This is a genomic window from Mesorhizobium sp. WSM4904 (assembly GCF_029674545.1).
GTDB lineage: Bacteria > Pseudomonadota > Alphaproteobacteria > Rhizobiales > Rhizobiaceae > Mesorhizobium.
In genome coordinates this window covers 3210448-3232609 of record NZ_CP121354.1, presented here as the reverse complement: position 1 = coordinate 3232609, position 22162 = coordinate 3210448, and the positions used below count along the sequence as shown (strand labels likewise).

Genomic DNA, 22162 nt, shown 5'->3' with positions numbered 1-22162 from the left:
CCGACAATGGCCCGCATCACCCTTCGCCAACTTCTCGACCATGCCGCCGAGCACGGTTACGGCGTGCCGGCATTCAACATCAACAACATGGAGCAGGGCCTCGCCATCATGGAGGCGGCGAGCGCTTGCGACGCGCCGGTGATCATCCAGGCCTCGCGCGGCGCCCGCTCCTACGCCAACGACATCATGCTGGCCAAGATGATGGAGGCGCTGACCGAGATGCATCCGGCCATTCCGCTGTGCATCCATCAGGATCACGGCAATAACGAAGCCACCTGCCTTTCGGCGATCCGCCACGGCTTCACCTCGGTGATGATGGACGGATCTTTGATGGCGGACGCCAAGACCCCGGCCCCATACGACTACAACGTCGCCGTCACCGAACGCGTCGCACGCATGGCGCATTGGGTCGGCGCTTCCGTCGAAGGCGAGCTCGGCGTGCTCGGCTCGTTGGAAACCGGCCAGGGCGAGGCCGAGGACGGTCACGGCGCGGAGGGCGCGCTGTCGCACGACCAGCTCCTGACCGATCCCGATCAGGCGGTCGACTTCGTGCTCGCCACCCGCGTCGATGCGCTGGCGATCGCCTGCGGCACCTCCCACGGTGCCTACAAGTTCACGCGCAAGCCGGACGGCGACATCCTGGCCATGCAGGTGATCGAGGCGATCCACGAGAAGCTGCCGAACACGCATCTGGTCATGCACGGTTCGTCCTCCGTGCCGCAGGAACTGCAGGACATCATCAACAGATATGGCGGCGAGATGCCCCAGACCTTCGGCGTTCCGGTCGAGGAGATCGAGCGCGGCATCCGCCACGGCGTGCGCAAGGTCAACATCGACACCGATTGCCGCATGGCCATGGCCGGACAGTTCCGCCGCATTGCTACGCAGGATCCGCGCGAATTCGATCCGCGCAAATTCCTGAAGCCCGCCATGGACGCCTTGCGCGACCTTTGCCGTGATCGTTTCGAACGCTTCGGCACCGCCGGCAACGCCTCGAAGATCAAGGTCATCGCCATGGACGAGATGGCGAAACGTTACGCCGCGGGAAAACTCGACCCGCAAATCGCAACCGCCAAAGCCGCCTGAGCGGCGGTCCGCCAACAAGGGAAAGGACCAGCGTCATGCCCAACAAATCCGAAACCGTGACCGGCAAGGACCGCTACAGATCCGGTGTCATGGAATACAAGAAGATGGGCTATTGGGAGCCCGACTACGAGCCCAAGGATACCGACATAATCTCGGTGTTCCGCATTACACCGCAGGACGGCGTCGATCCGATCGAGGCGGCGGCGGCGGTTGCTGGAGAATCCTCGACCGCGACCTGGACGGTGGTCTGGACCGACCGGCTGACGGCGAGCGAGAAATACCGCGCCAAGGCCTATCAGGTCGACCCCGTGCCGAATGCGCCCGGACAGTATTTCGCCTACATCGCCTACGATCTCGACCTGTTCGAGCCGGGTTCCATCGCCAATCTCTCGGCATCGATCATCGGCAACGTCTTCGGTTTCAAGCCGTTGAAGGCATTGCGGCTGGAAGACATGCGTTTTCCCGTCGCCTATGTGAAGACCTTCCAGGGCCCGGCGACCGGCATCGTCGTCGAGCGCGAGCGCCTCGACAAGTTCGGCCGCCCGCTGCTCGGCGCCACCGTCAAGCCGAAGCTCGGCCTTTCCGGCCGCAATTACGGCCGTGTCGTCTATGAAGCGCTGAAGGGTGGGCTCGATTTCACCAAGGACGACGAGAACATCAACTCGCAGCCCTTCATGCATTGGCGCGAGCGTTTTCTCTACTGCATGGAGGCGGTCAACAAGGCGCAGGCCGAGACGGGCGAGATCAAGGGAACCTATCTCAACGTCACCGCGGCCACCATGGAGGACATGTACGAGCGCGCCGACTTCGCCAAGGAACTCGGCTCCAACATCGTCATGATCGACCTCGTGATCGGCTACACGGCGATCCAATCGATGGCGAAGTGGGCGCGCAGGAACGACATGATCCTGCACCTGCATCGCGCCGGCCATTCGACCTACACGCGCCAGAAGAGCCACGGCGTGTCGTTCCGCGTCATCGCCAAATGGATGCGGCTGGCCGGCGTCGACCACATCCATGCCGGCACCGTCGTCGGCAAGCTGGAAGGCGATCCGGCGACGACAAGGGGCTACTACGACATCTGCCGCGAGGACCATAACCCGATGAAGCTGGAGAACGGCATCTTCTTCGACCAGCACTGGGCCTCGCTCAACAAACTGATGCCGGTGGCGTCGGGCGGCATCCATGCCGGCCAGATGCATCAGCTCATCGACCTGCTCGGCGAAGACGTCGTGCTCCAGTTCGGCGGCGGCACAATCGGTCATCCGATGGGCATCGCCGCCGGTGCCACCGCCAATCGCGTCGCCCTCGAATGCATGATCCTCGCCCGCAACGAGGGCCGCGACTATGTGCGGGAAGGACCGCAGATCCTCGAGAACGCGGCCAGGAACTGTCTGCCGCTGAAACAGGCGCTCGAGACCTGGAAGGATGTGACCTTCAACTATGCCTCGACCGACACGCCGGACTTCGTCCCCGTGGCAACGGCAGCCGAATAAGGAGAACCGTCATGCGTATCACCCAAGGGGCCTTTTCCTTCCTGCCCGACCTGACCGACGACCAGATACGCGCGCAGGTGCAGTATTGCATCGACAACAAATGGGCTGTCAGCCTGGAGTTCACCGACGACCCGCACCCGCGCAACGTCTATTGGGAGATGTGGGGTCACCCGATGTTCGACAATCCCGACGCTGCGGCGCTGATGATGGAGCTGAACGCATGCCGCAAGCTCTATGGCGATCGCTATATCCGCGTCGTCGCCTTCGATTCCTCGCATGGCTGGGAATCGGTGAAGCTCTCCTTCATCGTCAACCGTCCGGCCGAGGAACCCGGCTATCGGCTCGAGCGGCAGGAAGCCGCAGGCCGCATGATCCGCTACACCACCAAGCCCTACGCCGCCGACAAGCCGGCTGGAACGAGGTACGGCTGATCATCGCGACGAGAGGAGAATGCCATGTCGGCGCCAGCCCTGGCCGAAACGGAAGTGCCTCAAAAAGCCGTCCCGGCGGCGATCGACCTGCGTGAGGAATTCGAAACTTCCGGCGTCAAGGACGTCCTGGCCGAGCTCGACCGCGAGCTGATCGGACTCGCCCCGGTCAAGAGACGCATCCGCGAAACGGCGGCGCTCCTGCTGGTCGAGCGGGCCCGCCGCCGCATGGGCCTCGCGCACGAGACGCCGACGCTGCATATGAGCTTCACCGGCAACCCCGGCACCGGTAAGACGACCGTCGCGCTGCGCATGGCCGACCTGCTGCATCGGCTGGGCTATATCCGCAAGGGCCATCTGGTTTCGGTGACGCGCGATGACCTGGTCGGCCAGTATATCGGCCACACCGCGCCCAAGACCAAGGAGATCCTGAAGAAGGCGATGGGCGGCGTGCTGTTCATCGACGAGGCCTACTATCTCTATCGCCCCGAGAACGAGCGCGATTACGGTCAGGAGGCGATCGAGATCCTGCTGCAGGTGATGGAGAACCAGCGCGACGATCTCGTGGTCATCCTTGCCGGCTACGCGCAGCGCATGGATCGCTTCTTCGAAAGCAATCCGGGATTCCGCTCGCGCATCGCCCACCACATCGACTTTCCCGACTATTCCGACGACGAGCTTCTCAGAATCGCGGAACAAATGCTCGACCAGCAAAATTACCTGTTCGACACGAAGGCAACCGCCGCAATGGCCGACTACATCTCACGCCGCCGCTCGCAGCCGCATTTCGCCAATGCCCGCTCGATCCGCAACGCGCTCGACCGGGCACGGCTGAGGCAGGCCAATCGCCTGTTCGAGAGCGCCAAGGGACCGCTCGACGCGAAGGCACTGTCGACGATCTCGGCTGAGGACATCACCGCCAGCCGGGTGTTCGCGCTAAATCCTGGGCAAGGAGACAGCAAATGACCGGAAAGACCATCATCGCCCCTTCCGTTCTGTCATCCGACTTTTCGCGCCTCGGCGACGAGGTCGAGGCCGTCTCGGCAGCAGGCGCCGACTGGATCCACCTCGACGTGATGGACGGGCATTTCGTGCCCAACATCACATTCGGCCCGCCGGTGATCAGGACAATCCGCGATCGAACGGACAAGGTCTTCGACTGTCATCTGATGATCGCACCGGCCGATCCCTATCTTGCGGCTTTCGCCGATGCCGGGTGCGACATCATTACGGTGCATGCCGAGGCCGGGCCGCATCTCGACCGTTCGCTGCAGGCGATCAGGAACCTCGGCAAGAAGGCCGGCGTGTCGCTCAATCCGTCGACACCGGAAAGCGTCATCGAATATGTTCTCGACCGGCTCGATCTGGTGCTTCTGATGACGGTCAATCCGGGTTTCGGCGGCCAGGCCTTCATTCCGGCGGTCATCGACAAGGTCAGGCGCGTCAAGGCGCTCGTCGGCCAACGTCCGATCGACATCGAGATCGACGGCGGCGTCACGCCCGAGACGGCTCCCCTGGTCACCGCGGCCGGCGCCAATGTGCTCGTCGCCGGCTCCGCAGTCTTCAAGGGCGGCACCGAGGCGGCCTATCGCGCCAATATCGGCGCAATCAGACAGGCGGCCGACGGAGCGATCCGGCGAGCCGCTTGAACTGCTTGGTCGGAGGATGACATGGCGGCGATCCCACCTGTTTGCGATTTCGGCTGGCAAGCCGTCGATGCCGTTTTGCCCGGCACCGACGGCAAATCGCATTCGATCTTCGGCCAAGCCGGCCCCAACGGGCTGGTCGTCGCCTTCATCTGCAACCACTGCCCTTATGTGAAGGCGGTGATTTCGCGCATCGTGCGTGACGCCAACGACCTCAAGGCCGAAGGGGTGGGCTTTGTCGCGATCAACTCCAATGATGCCGACACCTATCCAGACGATTCCTTCGACAACATGAAGCTATTCGCCAGGGCGAATGCTTTCACCTTCCCCTACCTGCACGACGAACAGCAGGCGGTGGCGCGCGCCTATGGCGCCGTGTGCACCCCGGATTTCTTCGGCCTCAACAGCGAGTTGACCCTGCAATATCGCGGCCGGCTGGACGCATCGCGACGGGACGCCGGACCGCCCGGCCTGAGGCGCGATCTGTTCGAGGCGATGAAGCAGGTCGCTCGAACAGGTGACGGACCGCTGGACCAGATCGCTTCGATCGGCTGCTCGATCAAATGGAAGGAGGCCGCATGAACGTCGGCGCAAGCAGGCCGTTTCGGTCTCCGAGGGCGATCCTGTTCGATCTTGACGGCACGTTGATCGATTCGGCGCCCGACATAGCGGCGGCCGTCAACGAGTTGCTGGCCGGCCGCGACCTGTCGCCGCTACGCGTGGATCAGGTCAGGGCAATGATCGGTGGCGGCGTGAGGAAGTTGGTCGAGCGGGCTTTCGCGGCTTCCGGAGCCCCGCTTCTCGCCGGCGCGCTCGACGAGGTCAACCGCGCCATGGCGCCGATCTACCGCAGACATCTGACCGGCCTGACGAGGCTGATGCCCGGCGTCAGGGAAGTGCTCACGCACTTCTACCTGAACGGAATGGCCATGGGCGTCGTCACCAACAAGCCGCAACTGGCGGCCCGCGAAATCCTGCTGCATTTCCACTTGACGGAATATCTCGGCGCGATCGTCGGCGGAGACGCGGTGACATGCCTGAAACCGGCACCCGATGCCCTGTTGCTGGCGCTCGATCAGCTTGGGGTCGAACCCGCCGACACGCTGATGGTGGGAGACAGCGGCAGCGACGTCGGCGCCGCGCGCGCCGCCGGCATGCCCGTCGTTCTGCTGCGCGGCGGCTACACTCAGGCCCCCGTCGAAGAGCTTGGCGCAGACCTTGTCTGCGACAGCCTGCTCGATCTGCCCTCCGCGATGCGAAGGCTGCATGCCGCTGCCTGAAGCGCGTCGCATGTCATTCTCCCAAAAACGCGATTTGGGCGACATGCAATACCGGCTGCGCCGATTGTGGAGGCAGTCGCCGGCCGATCGCAATCGAGCGGCCGGCAAGGCCGTTACTTCGAGAACTGCTTGAGATAGGCGATGACGTTGGCTACGTCCTTGTCGTCCTTGAGGCCGGCAAACGCCATCTTCGTGCCTTTCACCATGGCCTTTGGATCATGGAGATAGGTCGTCAGCGTTGGCTCGTCCCATTTCACGCCGGACTTTCCAGCCGCAATCATGGCCTGCGAATAGCTGAACCCCGGATGCGTGCCGGCCGTACGGCCGATGACGCCGTTCAATGACGGACCGACCTTGTTCTGGTCCTTGTCCGCGACGTGGCAGACCTTGCATTTCATGAAGACCTTCTCACCCGCCGCGGCATCCTGCGCTTGGGATTGGTTCGTGATGAAAGTCGCTAAGAATACGACGGCGAAAAATGCGATAGCGCGCATGGCATTTCCTCATTGATCGTCAAGACGCCCCGGATGATTTGCACGCCATTGCCTTGACGAAGTCAACAATACAAAGGTCCACACCGACTGTCCTTTCGCCTTTGTTGACGGCCTCAGGGTGAACGCGTAGCTTCAAGTCATTCCGGATTCTCATGGGCACCTCGGGAACCCGGTCAGGCTGCGTTTGTCCAGGCTGATATTTTCCCAGGCAATGGGGCGGGCAGGATTTCGCCAGAGCGGGCGTCTATGCGCGCAAGAGGTGCAGCATGAATATGGTCGACCTCATATTGACGGTTTGCCTGAGCGCCAATCCCGGCAATTGCAGGGATGAGCATCTCTATTTCGAGAGCCGTGGCTCCCTGTTCCAATGCATGATCCTGGCACCCAGCGAGATCGCGAAATGGTCGCAGGATCACCCGACCTTCAAGATCAGGCGCTGGAAATGCGCTTTCCCGACGAAGGACCGGGCGATCTGACCGGCCAATCCCGGGAGGAAACACCATGATTTCGCGGCGGGAAACGCTCCGTTTGACGGCTCTCGGGACGGCAGCGTTTCTTGGCTCGCACGCCATTGCCGCCTCCGCCGCGTCCAAGGTCCGCATCGGCGTGCTGAAATTCGGCACGGTGAGTTGGGAGCTTGACACGCTGAAAGAGCACAAGTTCGACGCGGCCAACGGGATCGATCTGGAAGTCATCTATTTCGCCGGCGAGGATGCGACCAATGTCGCCATACTGGCCGGCGCGATCGACATGATCGTGACCGATTGGCTGTGGGTCTCGCGCCAGCGCTCGGCCGGCGGCGACGTCACGTTGGCCCCCTATTCGACGGCCGTCGGGGCGATCATGGTGAAGGACGCATCGCCGATGCGCACGATCGCCGACCTCAAGGGAAAGAAGATCGGCGTCGCCGGCGGGGCCCTCGACAAGAGCTGGCTGCTGATACAGGCGCTGGCCAGGCGCGATCACGGCCTCGACCTGCAAGCGATCAGCGATGTCGTCTTTGGCGCGCCGCCGCTGATTTCGGAAAAAGCAATTCAGGGCGAACTCGATGCGGTGCTCAATTTCTGGCATTTTTGCGCCCGGCTCGAGGCCAACGGCTTTCGCCGGCTGATCGGCGCCGATGATGCGGAAAAGGCGCTCGGCGCCGCGGGCCCGGTGTCCGCGCTCGGCTATGTGTTCCACGACAAATGGGCGAACGACAATCCGCAGGCCGTCCGCGGCTTCCTCAAGGCTTCCGCGCAGGCCAAGGATCTGCTGGCAAGGTCCGACGAGGAATGGCTGCGCCTCGCGCCGATTGTCCGCGCGGATGGCAAGGAACTGGCAAAGCTGCGCGACCGCTATCGCGAGGGCATCCCCAGGCGGCCGGTCGCCGAGGAAGCGGCCGACGCCGGCAGGCTCTATCGTGTGCTGGCCGGGATCGGCGGCGAAAAGCTGGTCGGCAGCGCGCCGGACATGGCGCCGGGCACGTTCTGGCAGGAGCCCACGAAATGACCGCAAGAGACGACGGCGATCGCAAGCCTGGCGATACGGCTGGCATTTCCAGCCGTTCCGGCCCCGCAGAGGCGCTGATGCCCGCGCTGACAGTGATATTCTCTCTGCTCGGGCTTTGCCTGCTGTGGGGCCTGGCGGCGAACGCTTGGCCGAGCCGAGCCCTTCCAGGGCCTGGACAGGTCTGGCAGGTATTGCTGAGAGAGGCGGCGAGCGGCGAGCTTTTCTACCATCTCGGCGCAACCCTCGGCCGGGTTGCCGCGGCATATGTCGTTGCGATGATTGTCGGATCGGTGATCGGTATTCTCCTCGGCAGCTACCGCGGCGCGGACCGGTTCTTCAATCCCTGGGTGATCCTGTTCCTCAATATTCCCGCGCTGGTGATCATCGTGCTCGCCTACATCTGGTTCGGCCTCAACGAGGTGGCCGCGATAGGCGCGGTTGCCGTGAACAAGATCCCGAATGTCGTGGTAACCATGCGCGAGGGCGCCAGGGCCCTGGACCCGAGTTACGCCGAAATGGCGACCGTCTACCGCTTCGGTCCCCTCGACCGCGTTCGCCATATCCTGCTGCCGCAACTGCAGCCCTATCTGGCCGCCGCCTCGCGTTCCGGCATCGCGCTCATCTGGAAGATCGTTCTGGTGGTCGAACTGCTCGGCCGCTCCAACGGTGTGGGCTTCCAGATCTATCTCTATTTCCAGCTTTTCGACGTCGCTGCCATTCTGGCCTACACGCTGGCTTTCGTGGCGGTGATGCTCGTCGTCGAACTTCTTCTGGTGCAGCCCGTTGAACGACATGCAACCCGTTGGCGCCGTCGCCCCGCTTAGGGTCGACATCGCCGAAAAGACCTTCAGGTCCGCGCAGGGCGTCTCGGTCACGGCGCTTAAAGATCTTTCCTTCGAGGTCCGGCAAGGCGAATTCGCTTGCCTGCTCGGACCATCGGGCTGCGGCAAGACCACGACGCTGCGTATTCTGCTTGGGCTCGACATGCAGTTTTCCGGGTCCTTCCAGCTGCCTGAAGGCGGCTCGAACCGCATAGCCGCCGTGTTCCAGGAGCCCACCCTGCTGCCCTGGCGGACGGTGGAGCAGAATGTCAGGCTGGCGCTGCCGAAAGACCTACGAATGAAAAATCTCGACGGGCTGTTTGACACTCTCGGTCTCGCCGGTATGCGCTCGCTCTATCCGGCGGAGCTTTCGCTCGGCCTTGCGCGGAGGGCAGCAATCGCGAGGGCCTTCGCCACCGAGCCGGCGGTGCTTTTCCTTGACGAGCCCTTCGTCTCGCTCGACGGGCGGACCGCCGAGCAGCTCCGGCAGCTGCTTCTTGCGGTATGGTCGGCCCGGCCTACAACCGCCCTGATGGTGACGCACAACCTGACCGAGGCCCTGACGCTGTCGGATCGCATCATCGTGCTCGCGCCGCGGCCCGCGCATGTGCTCGGCATTTTCGACGTAGCGCTGCCGCGGCAGCACCGCGGCCCAGAGGCGACGAGCGACCTTCTGCGGTCGTTCCACCAGCAATTTCCGGGCGTGACCTGATCGCCCAGCGGGGGCGAAATTCCCTTGAAGGGCAAAGCGTTAGAGCAATTCCAGGAAAAGTGGAAACGGTTTTCCGTCCGGAATTGCGTCAGGACAAAGAGACAGAGCGGGTTGCCGTTTCCGTGAGACGGTGAACCGCTCTAGAAGCAACGCACGTCGGCTTCCGCCTGCGCACGCTTCAACTCCGTACGCGCGGCTTTCGCCGGCGCGCTTTCGCGAAACAGGCCTGCATTCTCGCCGGTCGTCAGAGACATGCTCTTGAAGGTCTCGGCCCTCTCATAATGGTCGTAAGGCAGGATCGAGGCGATGACATCGATCGAGCAGGAACAACTCTCCAGCGCCTGACGTGTCTGGCCATTCGTCTGCATGCAGCCGAGCACATAGTCGACGATCGTCGCCGTCGGGTAATCTCCCGCGGCGCCTGCTGGGTTTGCAAGGACCATTGTCGATGAAAAAAGGAGCGGCAGGATCGAAAATCCAACATATCTGACCATGAGAAATTCCTCCTGTTGCCCGAGCGCCGTGCAGCGAGCCATCATCGTCGCGCCAAGTTGGCGACATGCCGCGAGCCTGGTCAACCTCTCATTGCCCCCGTATAGGACCAAAGGAGGAATGCCCTGCCCACCGGCAACAGTGGTTCAGGGCAGCCTCGTGATCCGCCTCCGCACTCATCTTCTTGGCTTCTTTTCGGCCCTCGCTCACTACCGGGCAACCAAAGATGGCCATGCCAACAAATTCAGTAAAATATGCTGAAATAAAATTCAATCATATCATATCATGAATATGGAAAGGTGAGAATTTTATATATAGCATGACATGGCTGAAGCCGTTCGGCGAACCGTTGCTGGGACTATTTTTTACCCTTCTTCTTTATATTGCGTTGCAGCAAATCGATGACGCAATGCAACATGCCCACAGGGGTTTTTCCTTGCCTGGCATTTTGCGATGACATAGCCTTACCTTGTTTCCGGCTTCAAGGACGTCGCCGTAACAAGGGAGCGGCGGCAGTCTTTCGTAGGCCAATTGGGCGGGTACAGGCTAGGCTGAATGGGTGGAGGGCAGAAATGTGCCTCTACTGGTTGGTTTAGGTCGTGACACGCTGCCGGAAATACTTCCCAAATGAATCGCTTGGACTGCCCCTTGTGGGTTTAACAATCGATTCTCGTCGTTAACCTGGGAGGATATTGATGCGCGCACTTACGCAAGCTACCTACATTGTAACGGCCTCGGCGCTACTGTCGTTCGGCGCGCTCTATGCGGCGTCAGCCAACGAAGAGCTCGCGAAGATGGCCGAAAACCCGAAAGACTGGGTGATGCAGACGGGTGACTACGCCAACACCCGCTATTCCAAGCTCAAGCAGATCACGAAGGAGAACGTGAAGAACCTGCAGGTCAAGTGGACCTTCTCGACCGGCGTGCTGCGCGGCCACGAGGGTGGACCGCTGATCATCGGCGATGTGATGTATGTTCACGCGCCCTTCCCGAACACCGTCTACGCTCTCGATCTCAACAAGGACGGAAAGATCCTCTGGAAGTACGAGCCCAAGCAAGACACGAACGTCATTCCGATCATGTGCTGCGACACGGTCAATCGCGGCGTCGCCTACGGAGACGGCAAGATCATTCTCAACCAGGCCGACACCACCGTCGTTGCGCTCGATGCCAAGACCGGCAAGGTCGTGTGGTCGGTCAAGAACGGCGAAAACACGAACGGCGGAAAGGGTGAATCCGGGACGTCGGCGCCCGTGGTCGTCAAGGACAAGGTTCTCGTCGGCGTCTCCGGCGCGGAATTCGGCGTCCGCGGCTGGTTGGCCGCCTACAATCTGAAGGATGGCAAGCTCGCCTGGAAGGCCTATTCGGAAGGTCCGGATGCAGACACCCTGATCGATCCCGAGAAGACCACCCAGCTTGGCAAGCCGGTGGGGAAGGACTCCGGCACGAACACCTGGGAAGGCGAGCAGTGGAAGACCGGAGGCGGCACGACCTGGGGATGGTATTCCTATGATCCGAAGCTGAACCTCGTCTACTATGGCACCGGCAATCCCTCGACATGGAACCCGGTCCAGCGCCCCGGAGACAATCGCTGGTCGATGACCATCTTTGCCCGCGATGCCGACACCGGCATGGCCAAATGGGTCTACCAGATGACCCCGCATGACGAATGGGACTTTGACGGCATCAACGAGATGATCCTCGTCGACGGCATGGAGGTCAAAGGCAAGAAGCATGACGTGCTGGTGCATTTCGACCGCAACGGCTTCGCCTACACCATGGATCGCGCCACCGGCGAACTTCTCGTCGCCAAGAAGTACGATCCGGCGGTGAACTGGGCGACGGAAGTCAACATGGACCCCAAGAGCAAGGAATATGGCCGCCCGCAGGTCGTGGCGAAATATTCGACCCAGCAGAACGGCGAGGACACCAACTCGACGGGCATCTGCCCAGCAGCACTTGGAACCAAGGACCAGCAGCCGGCCGCCTACTCGCCGAAGACCGGCCTGTTCTATGTGCCGACCAACCATGTGTGCATGGACTACGAGCCATATAAGGTGAGCTACACGGCCGGCCAGCCTTATGTGGGCGCCACGGTGTCGATGTATCCCGCGCCTGGCGGTGACGGCAATATGGGCAACTTCATCGCCTGGGATGCTGCCAAGGGCGAGATCGTCTGGTCGAAGCCCGAGCAGTTCTCGGTGTGGTCGGGCGCACTGGCGACCGCCGGTGACGTCATCTTCTACGGAACGCTCGAAGGCTACATCAAGGCGGTCGATGAGAAGGGCAAGGAACTTTACAAGTTCAAGACTCCGTCCGGCATCATCGGCAACGTCACGCCCTTCGAGCATGACGGCAAGCAGTACATCGCCGTTCTCTCCGGCGTCGGTGGATGGGCCGGCATCGGCCTCGCCGGCGGGTTGCTGTCACCCGACAACGCCGCTGCCTGGCATGGCGCCGTCGATCAGGGCCGCGCGCAAGGCGATCAGGCCGCGGTCGTTGGAACCGCCGGTCTGGGAGCAGTCGGTGGTTACGCAGCACTTGCCGACTACACGACGCTGGGCGGCCAGCTGACCGTCTTCGGTCTTCCGGACTGATATCCGGAAACGGCCTCAGGGACCGAAGACCTGAAAATACGAGAGCCCGGTTGCCCGGAGGTATTTCCGGGCTCTCGATTTGCCGCGCACCCGAAACATCGATCAACGCCGCGGCGCGGCGGCAACCCTTTGTCCTTGGCAAAAGAAGGAAGCGTCTGAATGTTTGTTCGCATTGCAATTTCCGTTCTCGCCCTGGCTCTTCTGCCTCCGGCCGGCTCAGGTCCGGCGCGGGCTGAGGACAGCGCAGACAAAGCCAAGGCGGTGAAGGAAGAAGGCGGCAAGTATTTGGACGCGGATGGAAATCCAACCTACAAGATCGGAAACGGAACCGTGGATTGGTACACGTTCAGCGGTTATCGCCGCTATCACTCGGACTGCCATGTCTGCCACGGACAGGACGGAACAGGTTCGAGCTACGCGCCGGCCCTGGCGAACAGCCTGAAAAACATCGACTACCCCACTTTTCTCTCGATCGTCGCCCAGGGCCGCAAGAATACCGCCAACGGCAAGGAAAACGTCATGCCCGCCTTCGGCGACAACAAGAACGTCTATTGCTACCTGGACGATCTCTACGTCTATCTGCGTGCCCGCGCCGATGGCGCGGCACCCCGTGGAAGGCCGCCCAAGCACGAAGACAAGGCTCAAGCGGCGAAGGATGCCGAAAAATCCTGCATGGGTGGGTGACATGACCGGCGGTGACGCATCGAAACGCGTTGTCTTGCTGATCCTCGGCGCGCTCGCCATGTCGCCGTCGAACGCCCAGGCGCAAGGCGCGGGCCTCGGGGCAGCGGGCGAACTGGTCGATCCCGATACGCTGCGCGTCTGCGCCGATCCTTCGAACATGCCGTTCACCGACCAGAATGGCCAAGGTTTCGAAAACAAGCTGGCCGAGCTGGTTGCCCGCAAGACGGGAAGGAAGTCGGTCGCCTACACATGGTTTCCGACTGTCATAGGCTTCGTGCGCAACACGCTTGCCGCCAACCGATGCGACGTCATCATGGGCTATGCCCAGGGCGATGAGCTGGTGCAGAACACCAATGCCTACTATCGCTCCTCCTATGTTCTCGTGCATCCGAAGGGCGACGACCTCGAAGGTGTCGAGACGATCGAGGATCCGAAACTCACCGGCAAGAGGATTGGCGTCGTCGAACGCACGCCGCCGACTGCCAACATGGCCGCCAACAAACTCCTGCGAACGGCAAAAATCTACCCGTTGTCCATCGACACGCGCGTCACCCCGTCGATGGGAGAGGTCGTGATCAAGGACATGCTTGCCGGCAAGATCGACGCGGCAATCTTGTGGGGGCCGATGGCGGGCTACTATGCCAAGCAACTCAACGCGAATGTTGCGATCGTCCCATTGGTCAAGGAAAAGACCGGCTCGCGCATGTCCTACCGCATCACCATGGGGGTACGTCCATCCGATCAGGAATGGAAGCGTACGCTCAACAAGGTGATCCGAGAAAACCAGGCGGAGATCAACAAGCTCCTGCTCGACTACAACGTGCCGCTGATCGACGAGCATGACAACGCGATCACCGCGGCACCAGGGTGACATATAGGCGTGAAACTGGACAGATGATGGAGAGAAGGAACGATCTTTGAGATAGATAATCGTGCTTTGCTCATTTGCTTTTGATTGTTTGAGAACCCATTGTTTCATTTGTCCATTTGTGAGGTGATGGACGAGCCATTGCATTGCCCGCAATGGCGCAAACGACATGACCGGCCCCTTCGGGCTGGCAGAAGAGGAGAATGCCATGAAGAAGAAGAGCTGGAAGAAACCGACCATGTGCCAGGTTGCTGCGGGCTTCGAAATTTCGCGGTATCTGCCTGCTGAAATTCCTCCCAGGAAGTAGGCCGCAAAGGTGCATGTCCCTGGCAACAGGGGCATGCACCCCCTTGCCGCGTGAGGTCCTCGCGACGGGCTTTGCCGTGGGCAACGCGGGCGCGAAGCCGTTTACCATCGTGAATTTGCTGCCGGTCAAATGGGCCGCGGAGCAGGCATCGTCATGCGCGTGAAGATCATCGGATCGGCGGCGGGAGGCGGCTTTCCGCAATGGAACTGCAACTATCACCTGAGCCGCGCGGCTCGCGCCGGGATGCCCGGCGTGCATTCACGAACCCAATCATGCATTGCCGCATCGTCGGACGGGGCAGGCTGGGTTCTCTTCAACGCGTCGCCTGACATTCGCCAGCAGATTGCGCAGACGCCTGAACTGCAGCCCGCAACCGACGCGCCGCTGCGTTCGACGCCTATCCGCGCGGTGGTGCTGACCAACGCCGACGTGGACCATATCGCCGGCCTGCTCAGCCTGCGCGAACGACAGCCTTTCGCAATCTATGCAACGGCGCAGGTGCTGGCGACGCTGGCGGCGAATTCGATTTTCAATGTTCTCGATCCGGCGATCGTGCCGCGGCGCCTCCTGGCGCCAACGGAGGAACTGGCGATCCGCGATGCGGACAGCCGCGAGACCGGTGTGGTCGTCGACGCCTTTCCCGTGCCCGGAAAGATCGCGCTCTATCTCGAGCAAGGAGACGATCCCAGCGCCGATTTCAGCTCCGACACGGGCGACACGATCGGAGTCCGCATCACCGGGGCCGGCAGCCGCGGCGCTGTCTTCTACATCCCCGGCTGCGCGCGCATAGATGCCTCCCTGCGCGCTCGTGTACGCGATGCCGAATGCCTGCTGTTCGACGGCACCGTCTACACGGACGACGAGATGATCGTTGCCCGTGTCGGCCAGAAAACCGGTGCGCGCATGGGGCACATCGCGATGTCTGGACAAGCGGGTTCGATTGCCGGCTTGGCCGATTTGAGGATCGGCCGCCGCATCTTCGTCCATATCAACAACACCAATCCGGTTCTCGACGAGAATTCCGCCGAACACGCGGCGGTCAAAGCCGCTGGCTGGGAAGTCGCCGGCGATGGGATGGAGATGGAATTTTGAGCGATTTCCGCGATGCGGCCGCAGGTGGCCTGTCCAAGAGCGAGCTCGAGGCCGTGCTGCGGCGCGTCGGTGACGAGCGCTATCACAATCGTCATCCTTTCCATCACAGAATGACCGGCGGCGACCTGTCGAAGGCCGAAATGCAGGCCTGGGCGCTGAACCGCTATTGCTACCAGGCCGTCATTCCGCGCAAGGACGCCATGATCCTGGCACGTGCCGAGGACCCCGCGTTTCGCGCTGCCTGGCGCAAACGCATCGAGGACCACGACGGCGAGGACGGCTGGAGCGGCGGCATCGCGCGCTGGCTGCACCTGGCAACCTCGCTCGGGCTCGATGCCGAAGCCGTCAAGAGCGAAAGGCTGGCACTGCCGGCGACCCGTTTCGCCGTCGGCGCCTACCTTTCCTTCTGCACGAACCGGACGCTGCTCGAGGCGGTCGCGTCTTCGCTGACCGAGATGTTCTCGCCGCGCATCATCGGCGAACGGGTGCCGGCGATGCTGGCCAAATACGACTACGTCACCGAGGACACGCTGGCCTATTTCAGCCGCCGGCCCGAGCAGGCATCGCGCGATGCCGACTTCGCCCTCGCCTATGTGCTCGGCCACGCCGATACGGCGGAACGCCAGCAGCAGGCGATCGATGCGCTGGTGTTCAAATGCGATATACTCTGGGCCATGCTCGACGCGCTTCAACATGCCTATGGCGCGCCGGGAAACATACCCCCCGGCGCTTTTCGCCCGGAGTCGGTCTGATGATGGCGCTGCGCGAAAGAGCCCTGGTGTCGTTGCAATCCATGCCGTCGCTGCCGAAGCATGTGCGCATACAGTACGACCCTGTGAGGCAGGCCTTCGCCGTGCTTTCGCCAGAGAAGGTATTCTGGCCGAACGAGATCAGCCTCGACATACTGCGCCGCTGCGATGGACGATCCACCGTCGGCCACATCATCGCCCACCTTGCCTCCGACTATGACGCCGATCAGGAGGCCGTGGCGGCCGACGTCATCGCCTTCCTGCAGGAATGGTCGGACAAGCTGCTGGTGAGGCTATGAGCGAGGCCGTTCTCCCTCCGATCGGCATGCTGGCGGAACTGACGCATCGCTGCCCGCTGCAGTGCCCTTATTGCTCCAATCCGCTTGAATTGCTGAAGGCCAATCGCGAGCTCGACACACCGACCTGGCTCGATCTCTTCTCGCAGGCCGCCGATCTCGGCATTCTGCAGGTGCATCTGTCCGGCGGCGAGCCGACGCTGCGCCGCGACCTCGAGCAATTGATCGCCGGACTTTCGGCGCGCGGTGTCTACACCAACCTCATCACCGCCGGCATCAACATTGCCGATGGCCGCATCGAGGCCTTTGCCGAAGCCGGTCTCGACCACCTGCAACTTAGCTTTCAGGGTGCCCGCCCAGCGACCACCGACCGTATCGGCAATCATGTCGGCAGCCATGAAAAGAAGCTGGAGACGGCACGCCGCGCCCGCGCGGCCGGGCTGCCGCTGACCATCAATGCGCCGATCCATCGCCACAACATCGAGGAAGTGCCGGAATTCATCGATCTGGCCCTTTCGCTGGGCGCGGAGCGGCTTGAGATCGCCAACGTGCAGTATGCCGGCTGGGCGCTGGCCAATCGCAATGCGCTGATGCCCGAACGCGCCGCGGTCGACCGGCAGGCCGACACCGTCGCGGCGGCGCAGGAACAGCTGGCCGGCGTCATCAACATCGATTTCGTCCCGCCTGACTATTTTGCCATCTACCCCAAGCCATGCATGGGCGGCTGGGCGCGCGATGCGTTCATGGTGGCCCCAGATGGCACGGTGCTGCCGTGTCATGCCGCGCAGACGATTCCTTCGCTTCGCTTCGAGCGCTTCGGAGAGCGCACGCTTGCCGAAATCTGGACCGATTCACCAGCATTCAATGCTTTCCGCGGCACCGAGTGGATGCAGGAGCCGTGCCGAAGCTGCGAGCGTCGCGAGGTCGACTGGGGCGGCTGCAGGTGTCAGGCGATGGCGATTGCCGGTGATGCCGCGGCTACGGATCCGGCCTGCATCAAGTCGCCGATCCACAAGCACATGACCGACGCCGCGCTGGCAGGGGCAGCGCCGGAGAGAAACGGCGCGGAACATTTCATCTTCCGGCGGATCGGCGCCACAACCCGACCCGACAACGAAACGCACGCTGCGCGCGCCTTGTAATGCAAGTTCACGCCGAAATAGCGGGCGTAGACCTGGCAGATTTCCTTGCCACGGACCTTTCCTGTGTTCGTGATGGCAAAGCTGACCGCGACCTTCTCGCCGGATCGCAGGACGGTTCGGTCAAGCGCTAGATTCGAATAAGCGAATTCGGTGTAGCTCAGCCCGAAGCCGAACGGGAAAAGCGGCTCGATACCGCGCGCATCGTACCAGCGATAGCCCACGAAGACTGACCAGCCCAGAAACCCTTCCAGTCTTGATCTGGCGACGCCGGTGACGGCGTTGACCTGCATCAAAGCCGTGCGGTCCGGCGCTTCTATTGTGCGATCGACGAATTCAAAGGAGATCGATTATGGCAAAGACAATGAAGGCCGCGGTGGTCCACGCATTCGGCAAGCCGCTGACGATCGAGGAAGTGCCGATCCCCGAGCCGGGGCCGGGAGAAGTCCTGGTCAAGATCATTGCCAGCGGCGTCTGTCACACAGACCTTCATGCGGCGAGCGGAGATTGGCCGGTCAAGCCAACGCCTCCATTCATCCCGGGCCATGAAGGGGCCGGCATCGTCGCCGCCTTGGGGCCAGGCGTCACCGGACTTAAAGAAGGTGATCCCGTCGGCATCGCCTGGCTGCACGACGCGTGCGGCTGCTGCGAATATTGCGGCACCGGGTGGGAAACGCTGTGCGAGCACCAGCATATGAGCGGCTATACGGTGAATGGCAGCTTCGCCGAATACGCCATCGGCAGCGCTCCGTACGTGGCGCGATTTCCCAAGAATGTCGATTTCGCCGAGATGGCGCCGATCCTCTGCGCTGGCGTGACCTCCTACAAGGGCATCAAGGAGACCGAAGCCAAGCCGGGCGAATGGATTGCCATTTCGGGGATCGGCGGTCTCGGGCACGTCGCTGTGCAATATGCCAAGGCAATGGGTCTGCATGTGGCCGCGCTCGATGTGACTGACGAGAAACTGTCCCTGGCGCGCCAGCTTGGAGCTGACGCTGTCATCAACGCGAAATCGCCCGACGCGGCGGCGCAGGTGGTCAAGGCGACCGGCGGCGGCGCTCATGGCGTGCTGGTGACCGCCGTTCGGTGCCGGCCTTCTCACAGGCCCTGCAGATGGTCAGACGCAAGGGCACGATCAGCCTGAACGGCCTTCCGCCCGGCGAGTTTGGCACACCGATCTTCGACGTTGTGCTGAAGCGTATCACGATCCGAGGGTCCATCGTCGGCACGCGCAAGGATCTGGCGGAAGCCATTGAGTTCGCGTCCGAAGGCAAGGTCAAGACACACATTCACAAAGCGAAGCTCGAGGATATCAACACGATCTTCGACGATCTCGGAGCCGGGAAGGTCGATGGCCGCATGGTGATGACCCTATAGTTGTCGCCATGGGACGAGGGCTGCGAAAGCCGTCTCGCCCCGATCCGCAAACGGCGCGTGTTCGACGAGATGTTTTGTCGTCACCGTGCCTTCGCCGCAGCCTTCGGTGCCCGTCTCGGTGGCCGCCAAGCCCGCCGTTCCTCCGAGATCTGGTAACCGCTGCTTGGCCGCGTCGTCCCGCTTTGCCTCGGACGCAAGTTTCGTCCTCGGGCCGGGACAACCGCCGTCATGACCCATCAGCTTGATGACCCGCAAGTGCAAGCCGCCGCTGATCATCGGTGCGTCTGCGACGCTGCCGTCTCTCGGTGTTTCAAAGCCGGGCCGTGGTTTTGATCTGGGACAAAGAATCTTGTGAGCAGGTTATGGTAAATGATTGACTAATCTATTGTTTTGTAAGTCGGAAAGGGCGTGTCCATGTCAAGTGAAAAACAGGTTCTCAAGCGCAAAAAGTTAGTTGCCTCGATCATTTTACTTGTGACGGTTGCCGGGTGCTCGCAGACCACTGGCTCTATTGGCACCACCAGCAACTCACATACGAGCGTGCCTCAATGCCACCGCTCGGTTCCACTCGGCGAATTCGATCCAAGCTGTGACGAGCCGCGACTTGGCTTCAAGAACTTTTCGCCGCCACCAATCGTCACCGGCTTTTGACCAGGCGATGCGAAGATCGCCCGGTCCTTGACGCGCATCAATGATGGCGGCTGATCAGCGGCTATTTCGTAACCCATATGAGAGTTGACGCTTGGTTCGGCGAAAGCATTGAAGTGCGGAGATGCACAGTGAGTGCGCATTCGGAGGTCGGACAGTTGCGGGAACATCGTCAGAAAGTGTGTGCGAGCTCCAATTGGAGGTCCCCTGATTTGGGACCTCGGCCCGAGCTCACGATCGCCATACTGGTCGACCTCGGCCTTTCGACCGAAAGGATTGGTCGCTACTTCAGGATGGCCGCTTGCAGGGTCGAGGCCCTGCGCAAGACGCTTGATTATTCGAATTCTGTCTAACCGACGGCTGTCTCGGAAACTCTGGATGACAATGCTAATGGATGAGACCGGAACCGATCACCAGCGTGGCCGCCTGCGCAGGCTGGAAAGCTCTTCAGCGATCGGCCCGCCCGATAGTGCCGAGCTGTGATCGCTCCGCTGTCGACTCGCAACAGCGCAAGAAGCGCTTCAAGCAGTATGCGGTCAAAACGCTCATAGAGCCAATTTCGAGGTATGTCTCCTACGGGTTCCGGCCGGGCAACAGCAGGCACTTGCGTTGGTGCATGTCGGCGAAAACGACATGCGGGCATCTCAGCCCTTTTTCTCCGCAACAGATAATTATCGTACCAATCGGCTTCGCCTGAGAAATTTGCTTCAGATCAACGTTCGGTCGCGACTGCTTGCGGTAAGAAGGCTCTCCGGTCAACTCACCCGTAGGATCGAATGGCGTGCCGGTTCGGAATCGGTCGAACTCACGACGAGAAACAGCTTTGCGCTATGCCATCGCCTTGGCGGCGGTCGCTATCGCCTTCGCCGCGAGGTTTGTCGTGGCATCGGTTCTCAAGGATCAAGCTCCTTACCTCTTCTTCCTGCCCGCCGTGCTGCTCGCGGCGGGAGCGGGCGGCTTCGGTCCTGGCGTTCTGGCCACCAGCTTGAGCGTTCCCCTCGTTTTCTTTTTCATTGCCAATTACAGGGCAGTCGGTTGGACGGAGGTCGCCAATGGCGCTGTCTTTGTATTGATCGGGGTCGGGACGGCCTGGATTGGTGAACGGCTGCGGCAGGCGCGCATTCTGGCCTTGACGCGGGAGGCCCATCTCCAATCGATCATTGACATAGTTCCCGAAGCCACGATCGTGATCAACGGGCACGGCATCATCCAGTCCTTCAGCGCGACCGCCGAGCGGATGTTCGGCTACACCGCGGCCGAGATGATCGGGAACAATGTGACGCTGCTGATGCCCTCGCCTTTTCGAGAGGAACATGATGGTTACATCAAGCGCTACCGCGACACCGGAGAGCAGCGCATTATCGGAATTGGCCGTGTGGCTGCAGCGCGACGCAAAAATGGCTCGACGTTTCCAATCGAACTGGCCGTCGGAGAGATATGGTCGGCGAGCCAGCGATTTTTCACCGGGTTCATCCGTGATCTGACGGAGCGGCAGGAGACCGAAGCACGACTTCAGGAGCTGCAGTCTGAACTCGCCCACGTGTCACGCCTAACTGAGATGGGCGGGATGGCATCGGCGATCGCTCATGAACTCAACCAGCCGTTGGCGGCCATAGCCAACTATCTGAAAGGCTCACGCCGCCTGCTCGACGACAGCACCGGCGAGCGGCTGGCGATGCTTCGAGACGCGATGGACAGCGCGGCCGATCAGGCGCTGCGGGCCGGTCAGATCATTCGGCGCATGCGCGATTTCGTCGGTCGCAGGGAGAGCGAAAGACAGGTCGAACACATTGCCAAGCTCGTCGAGGAAGCATCCGCGCTTGCGCTTGTCGGCACCAAGGACAAGGGCTTGCGCGTGACGTTCGACTTCGACCCCCGTGCCGATCTTGTCCTGGCCGACAAGGTTCAAGTTCAACAGGTCCTGGTCAACCTGATCCGAAACGCCATCGAGGCCATGGAGGAATCAAGTGAGCGGACTCTGACCGTTCGCTCGAAGCCTGCAGATGACATGATGATTGTCGTGCAGGTCGATGATACTGGTTCGGGCATTTCGGAGGAAATGGCGGCGAGACTGTTTCAACCATTCGCCACCACCAAGCCGCGCGGGATGGGAGTGGGCCTTTCGATCTCTCGCACAATTGTCGAGGCGCATGGCGGGCAGATCGAAGCCAAGCCGCGTCCAGGCGGCGGAACGACGTTTCGCTTTACATTGCCTGCGGTGACGAAGGAGGAGGCCACCGATGCCCACTGACAGCGTCGTCCATATCGTCGACGACGACGAGGCAGTGCGCAAGTCGCTCGCTTTTCTGCTTGGCACGGCCCAACTCTCGGTGCGCAGCTACGAAACGGCCGTTGCCTTTTTTGGCGAACATCGAATGCGCCGAACGGGGATGCATCGTCACCGACCTGCGAATGCCGGAAATCGACGGGCTCGAGCTGCTCCGGCGAGTAAAAAAGCT

General features: G+C 61.7%; 24 protein-coding genes and 1 pseudogene. 22 read left to right on the top strand and 3 right to left on the bottom strand.

The window, feature by feature from the left end; all coding sequences use genetic code 11:
• Window positions 1-6 precede the first annotated feature (6 nt).
• The 7 genes from fba to gph are packed head-to-tail and all read left to right on the top strand — an operon-like array spanning window position 7 to window position 5936.
• A complete protein-coding gene (fba, locus tag QAZ47_RS15495; RefSeq protein ID WP_278233678.1) occupies window positions 7-1086 on the top strand; it encodes a class II fructose-bisphosphate aldolase in 1080 nt (359 codons plus the stop codon).
• 35 nt (window positions 1087-1121) lie between these two features.
• A complete protein-coding gene (locus tag QAZ47_RS15490) occupies window positions 1122-2582 on the top strand; it encodes a form I ribulose bisphosphate carboxylase large subunit (protein ID WP_278233677.1) in 1461 nt (486 codons plus the stop codon).
• A gap of 11 nt (window positions 2583-2593) precedes the next feature.
• Window positions 2594-3013 (top strand): ribulose bisphosphate carboxylase small subunit, encoded by a 420-nt coding sequence (locus QAZ47_RS15485; protein WP_278233676.1) that lies wholly within the window; start codon window positions 2594-2596, stop codon window positions 3011-3013.
• Window positions 3014-3037: 24 nt separating this feature from the next.
• Entirely contained in the window at window positions 3038-3976 is a 939-nt protein-coding gene (cbbX, locus tag QAZ47_RS15480) for a CbbX protein (protein ID WP_278233675.1), read from the top strand.
• On the top strand, window positions 3973-4659 hold the full coding sequence (gene rpe / locus QAZ47_RS15475; protein WP_278207623.1) for a ribulose-phosphate 3-epimerase: 687 nt from the start codon (window positions 3973-3975) through the stop codon (window positions 4657-4659). The genes cbbX and rpe overlap by 4 nt, the downstream gene beginning before the upstream one ends.
• Before the next feature lie 21 nt (window positions 4660-4680).
• Window positions 4681-5238 carry a thioredoxin family protein gene (locus QAZ47_RS15470; protein WP_278233674.1) on the top strand — a complete coding sequence of 186 codons (558 nt, stop codon included), beginning with the start codon at window positions 4681-4683 and terminating at the stop codon, window positions 5236-5238.
• Window positions 5235-5936, top strand: a complete 702-nt coding sequence (gene gph, locus QAZ47_RS15465) for a phosphoglycolate phosphatase (protein ID WP_278233673.1) — start codon at window positions 5235-5237, stop codon at window positions 5934-5936. The genes QAZ47_RS15470 and gph overlap by 4 nt, the downstream gene beginning before the upstream one ends.
• A 113-nt stretch (window positions 5937-6049) precedes the next feature.
• On the opposite strand, the gene QAZ47_RS15460 is transcribed toward gph, so the two are convergent.
• A complete protein-coding gene (locus QAZ47_RS15460; RefSeq protein ID WP_278077214.1) occupies window positions 6050-6430 on the bottom strand; it encodes a cytochrome c family protein in 381 nt (126 codons plus the stop codon).
• A gap of 266 nt (window positions 6431-6696) precedes the next feature.
• Here QAZ47_RS15460 and QAZ47_RS15455 point away from each other — a divergent pair, with 266 nt between their 5' ends.
• From QAZ47_RS15455 to QAZ47_RS15440, 4 genes are all read left to right on the top strand, one after another.
• Window positions 6697-6906: a hypothetical protein gene (locus QAZ47_RS15455; RefSeq protein ID WP_278207618.1), complete on the top strand. Its 210-nt coding sequence runs from the start codon at window positions 6697-6699 to the stop codon at window positions 6904-6906.
• 52 nt (window positions 6907-6958) lie between these two features.
• Complete coding sequence (locus tag QAZ47_RS15450) at window positions 6959-7921, top strand: ABC transporter substrate-binding protein (protein ID WP_347567201.1); 963 nt, start codon at window positions 6959-6961, stop codon at window positions 7919-7921.
• 77 nt (window positions 7922-7998) lie between these two features.
• Window positions 7999-8745, top strand: coding sequence for an ABC transporter permease (locus QAZ47_RS15445; RefSeq protein ID WP_278207855.1), 747 nt, complete (start codon window positions 7999-8001; stop codon window positions 8743-8745).
• A complete protein-coding gene (locus tag QAZ47_RS15440; RefSeq protein WP_278233811.1) occupies window positions 8714-9454 on the top strand; it encodes an ATP-binding cassette domain-containing protein in 741 nt (246 codons plus the stop codon). Before QAZ47_RS15445 ends, QAZ47_RS15440 begins: the two co-directional genes overlap by 32 nt.
• Before the next feature lie 140 nt (window positions 9455-9594).
• Here the strand turns inward: QAZ47_RS15440 and QAZ47_RS15435 are convergent, their stop codons facing one another.
• Complete coding sequence (locus QAZ47_RS15435; protein WP_278207616.1) at window positions 9595-9948, bottom strand: hypothetical protein; 354 nt, start codon at window positions 9946-9948, stop codon at window positions 9595-9597.
• Between the two features lie 693 nt (window positions 9949-10641).
• Here QAZ47_RS15435 and QAZ47_RS15430 point away from each other — a divergent pair.
• The 9 genes and pseudogenes from QAZ47_RS15430 to adhP all read left to right on the top strand — a co-directional run bounded on the left by QAZ47_RS15430 (window position 10642) and on the right by adhP (window position 19055).
• Complete coding sequence (locus QAZ47_RS15430) at window positions 10642-12543, top strand: methanol/ethanol family PQQ-dependent dehydrogenase (RefSeq protein ID WP_347566946.1); 1902 nt, start codon at window positions 10642-10644, stop codon at window positions 12541-12543.
• A 159-nt stretch (window positions 12544-12702) separates the two neighbouring features.
• Window positions 12703-13227 (top strand): c-type cytochrome, methanol metabolism-related, encoded by a 525-nt coding sequence (locus QAZ47_RS15425; protein ID WP_278233671.1) that lies wholly within the window; start codon window positions 12703-12705, stop codon window positions 13225-13227.
• A gap of 1 nt (window position 13228) precedes the next feature.
• On the top strand, window positions 13229-14098 hold the full coding sequence (locus tag QAZ47_RS15420; protein WP_278233670.1) for a substrate-binding domain-containing protein: 870 nt from the start codon (window positions 13229-13231) through the stop codon (window positions 14096-14098).
• A gap of 166 nt (window positions 14099-14264) precedes the next feature.
• Window positions 14265-14402 carry a hypothetical protein gene (locus QAZ47_RS15415; RefSeq protein ID WP_278207612.1) on the top strand — a complete coding sequence of 46 codons (138 nt, stop codon included), beginning with the start codon at window positions 14265-14267 and terminating at the stop codon, window positions 14400-14402.
• Between the two features lie 153 nt (window positions 14403-14555).
• A complete protein-coding gene (pqqB, locus tag QAZ47_RS15410; RefSeq protein ID WP_278233669.1) occupies window positions 14556-15494 on the top strand; it encodes a pyrroloquinoline quinone biosynthesis protein PqqB in 939 nt (312 codons plus the stop codon).
• Complete coding sequence (gene pqqC, locus QAZ47_RS15405; protein WP_278233668.1) at window positions 15491-16246, top strand: pyrroloquinoline-quinone synthase PqqC; 756 nt, start codon at window positions 15491-15493, stop codon at window positions 16244-16246. Before pqqB ends, pqqC begins: the two co-directional genes overlap by 4 nt.
• Entirely contained in the window at window positions 16246-16542 is a 297-nt protein-coding gene (pqqD, locus tag QAZ47_RS15400) for a pyrroloquinoline quinone biosynthesis peptide chaperone PqqD (RefSeq protein ID WP_278233667.1), read from the top strand. The genes pqqC and pqqD overlap by 1 nt, the downstream gene beginning before the upstream one ends.
• Window positions 16539-17681, top strand: coding sequence for a pyrroloquinoline quinone biosynthesis protein PqqE (gene pqqE / locus QAZ47_RS15395; protein ID WP_278233666.1), 1143 nt, complete (start codon window positions 16539-16541; stop codon window positions 17679-17681). The genes pqqD and pqqE overlap by 4 nt, the downstream gene beginning before the upstream one ends.
• A gap of 349 nt (window positions 17682-18030) precedes the next feature.
• Window positions 18031-19055: pseudogene (gene adhP / locus QAZ47_RS15390) on the top strand (alcohol dehydrogenase AdhP).
• Here adhP and QAZ47_RS15385 read toward each other — a convergent pair.
• On the bottom strand, window positions 19050-19331 hold the full coding sequence (locus QAZ47_RS15385) for a hypothetical protein (protein ID WP_278233665.1): 282 nt from the start codon (window positions 19329-19331) through the stop codon (window positions 19050-19052). The pseudogene adhP and the gene QAZ47_RS15385 overlap by 6 nt on opposite strands.
• 138 nt (window positions 19332-19469) lie before the next feature.
• Between QAZ47_RS15385 and QAZ47_RS15380 the strand changes: the two genes are divergently transcribed.
• A complete protein-coding gene (locus QAZ47_RS15380) occupies window positions 19470-19706 on the top strand; it encodes a hypothetical protein (RefSeq protein WP_278233664.1) in 237 nt (78 codons plus the stop codon).
• Between the two features lie 820 nt (window positions 19707-20526).
• On the top strand, window positions 20527-21954 hold the full coding sequence (locus tag QAZ47_RS15375) for a PAS domain-containing sensor histidine kinase (protein ID WP_278233663.1): 1428 nt from the start codon (window positions 20527-20529) through the stop codon (window positions 21952-21954).
• The last annotated feature ends 208 nt before the right edge of the window (window positions 21955-22162 follow it).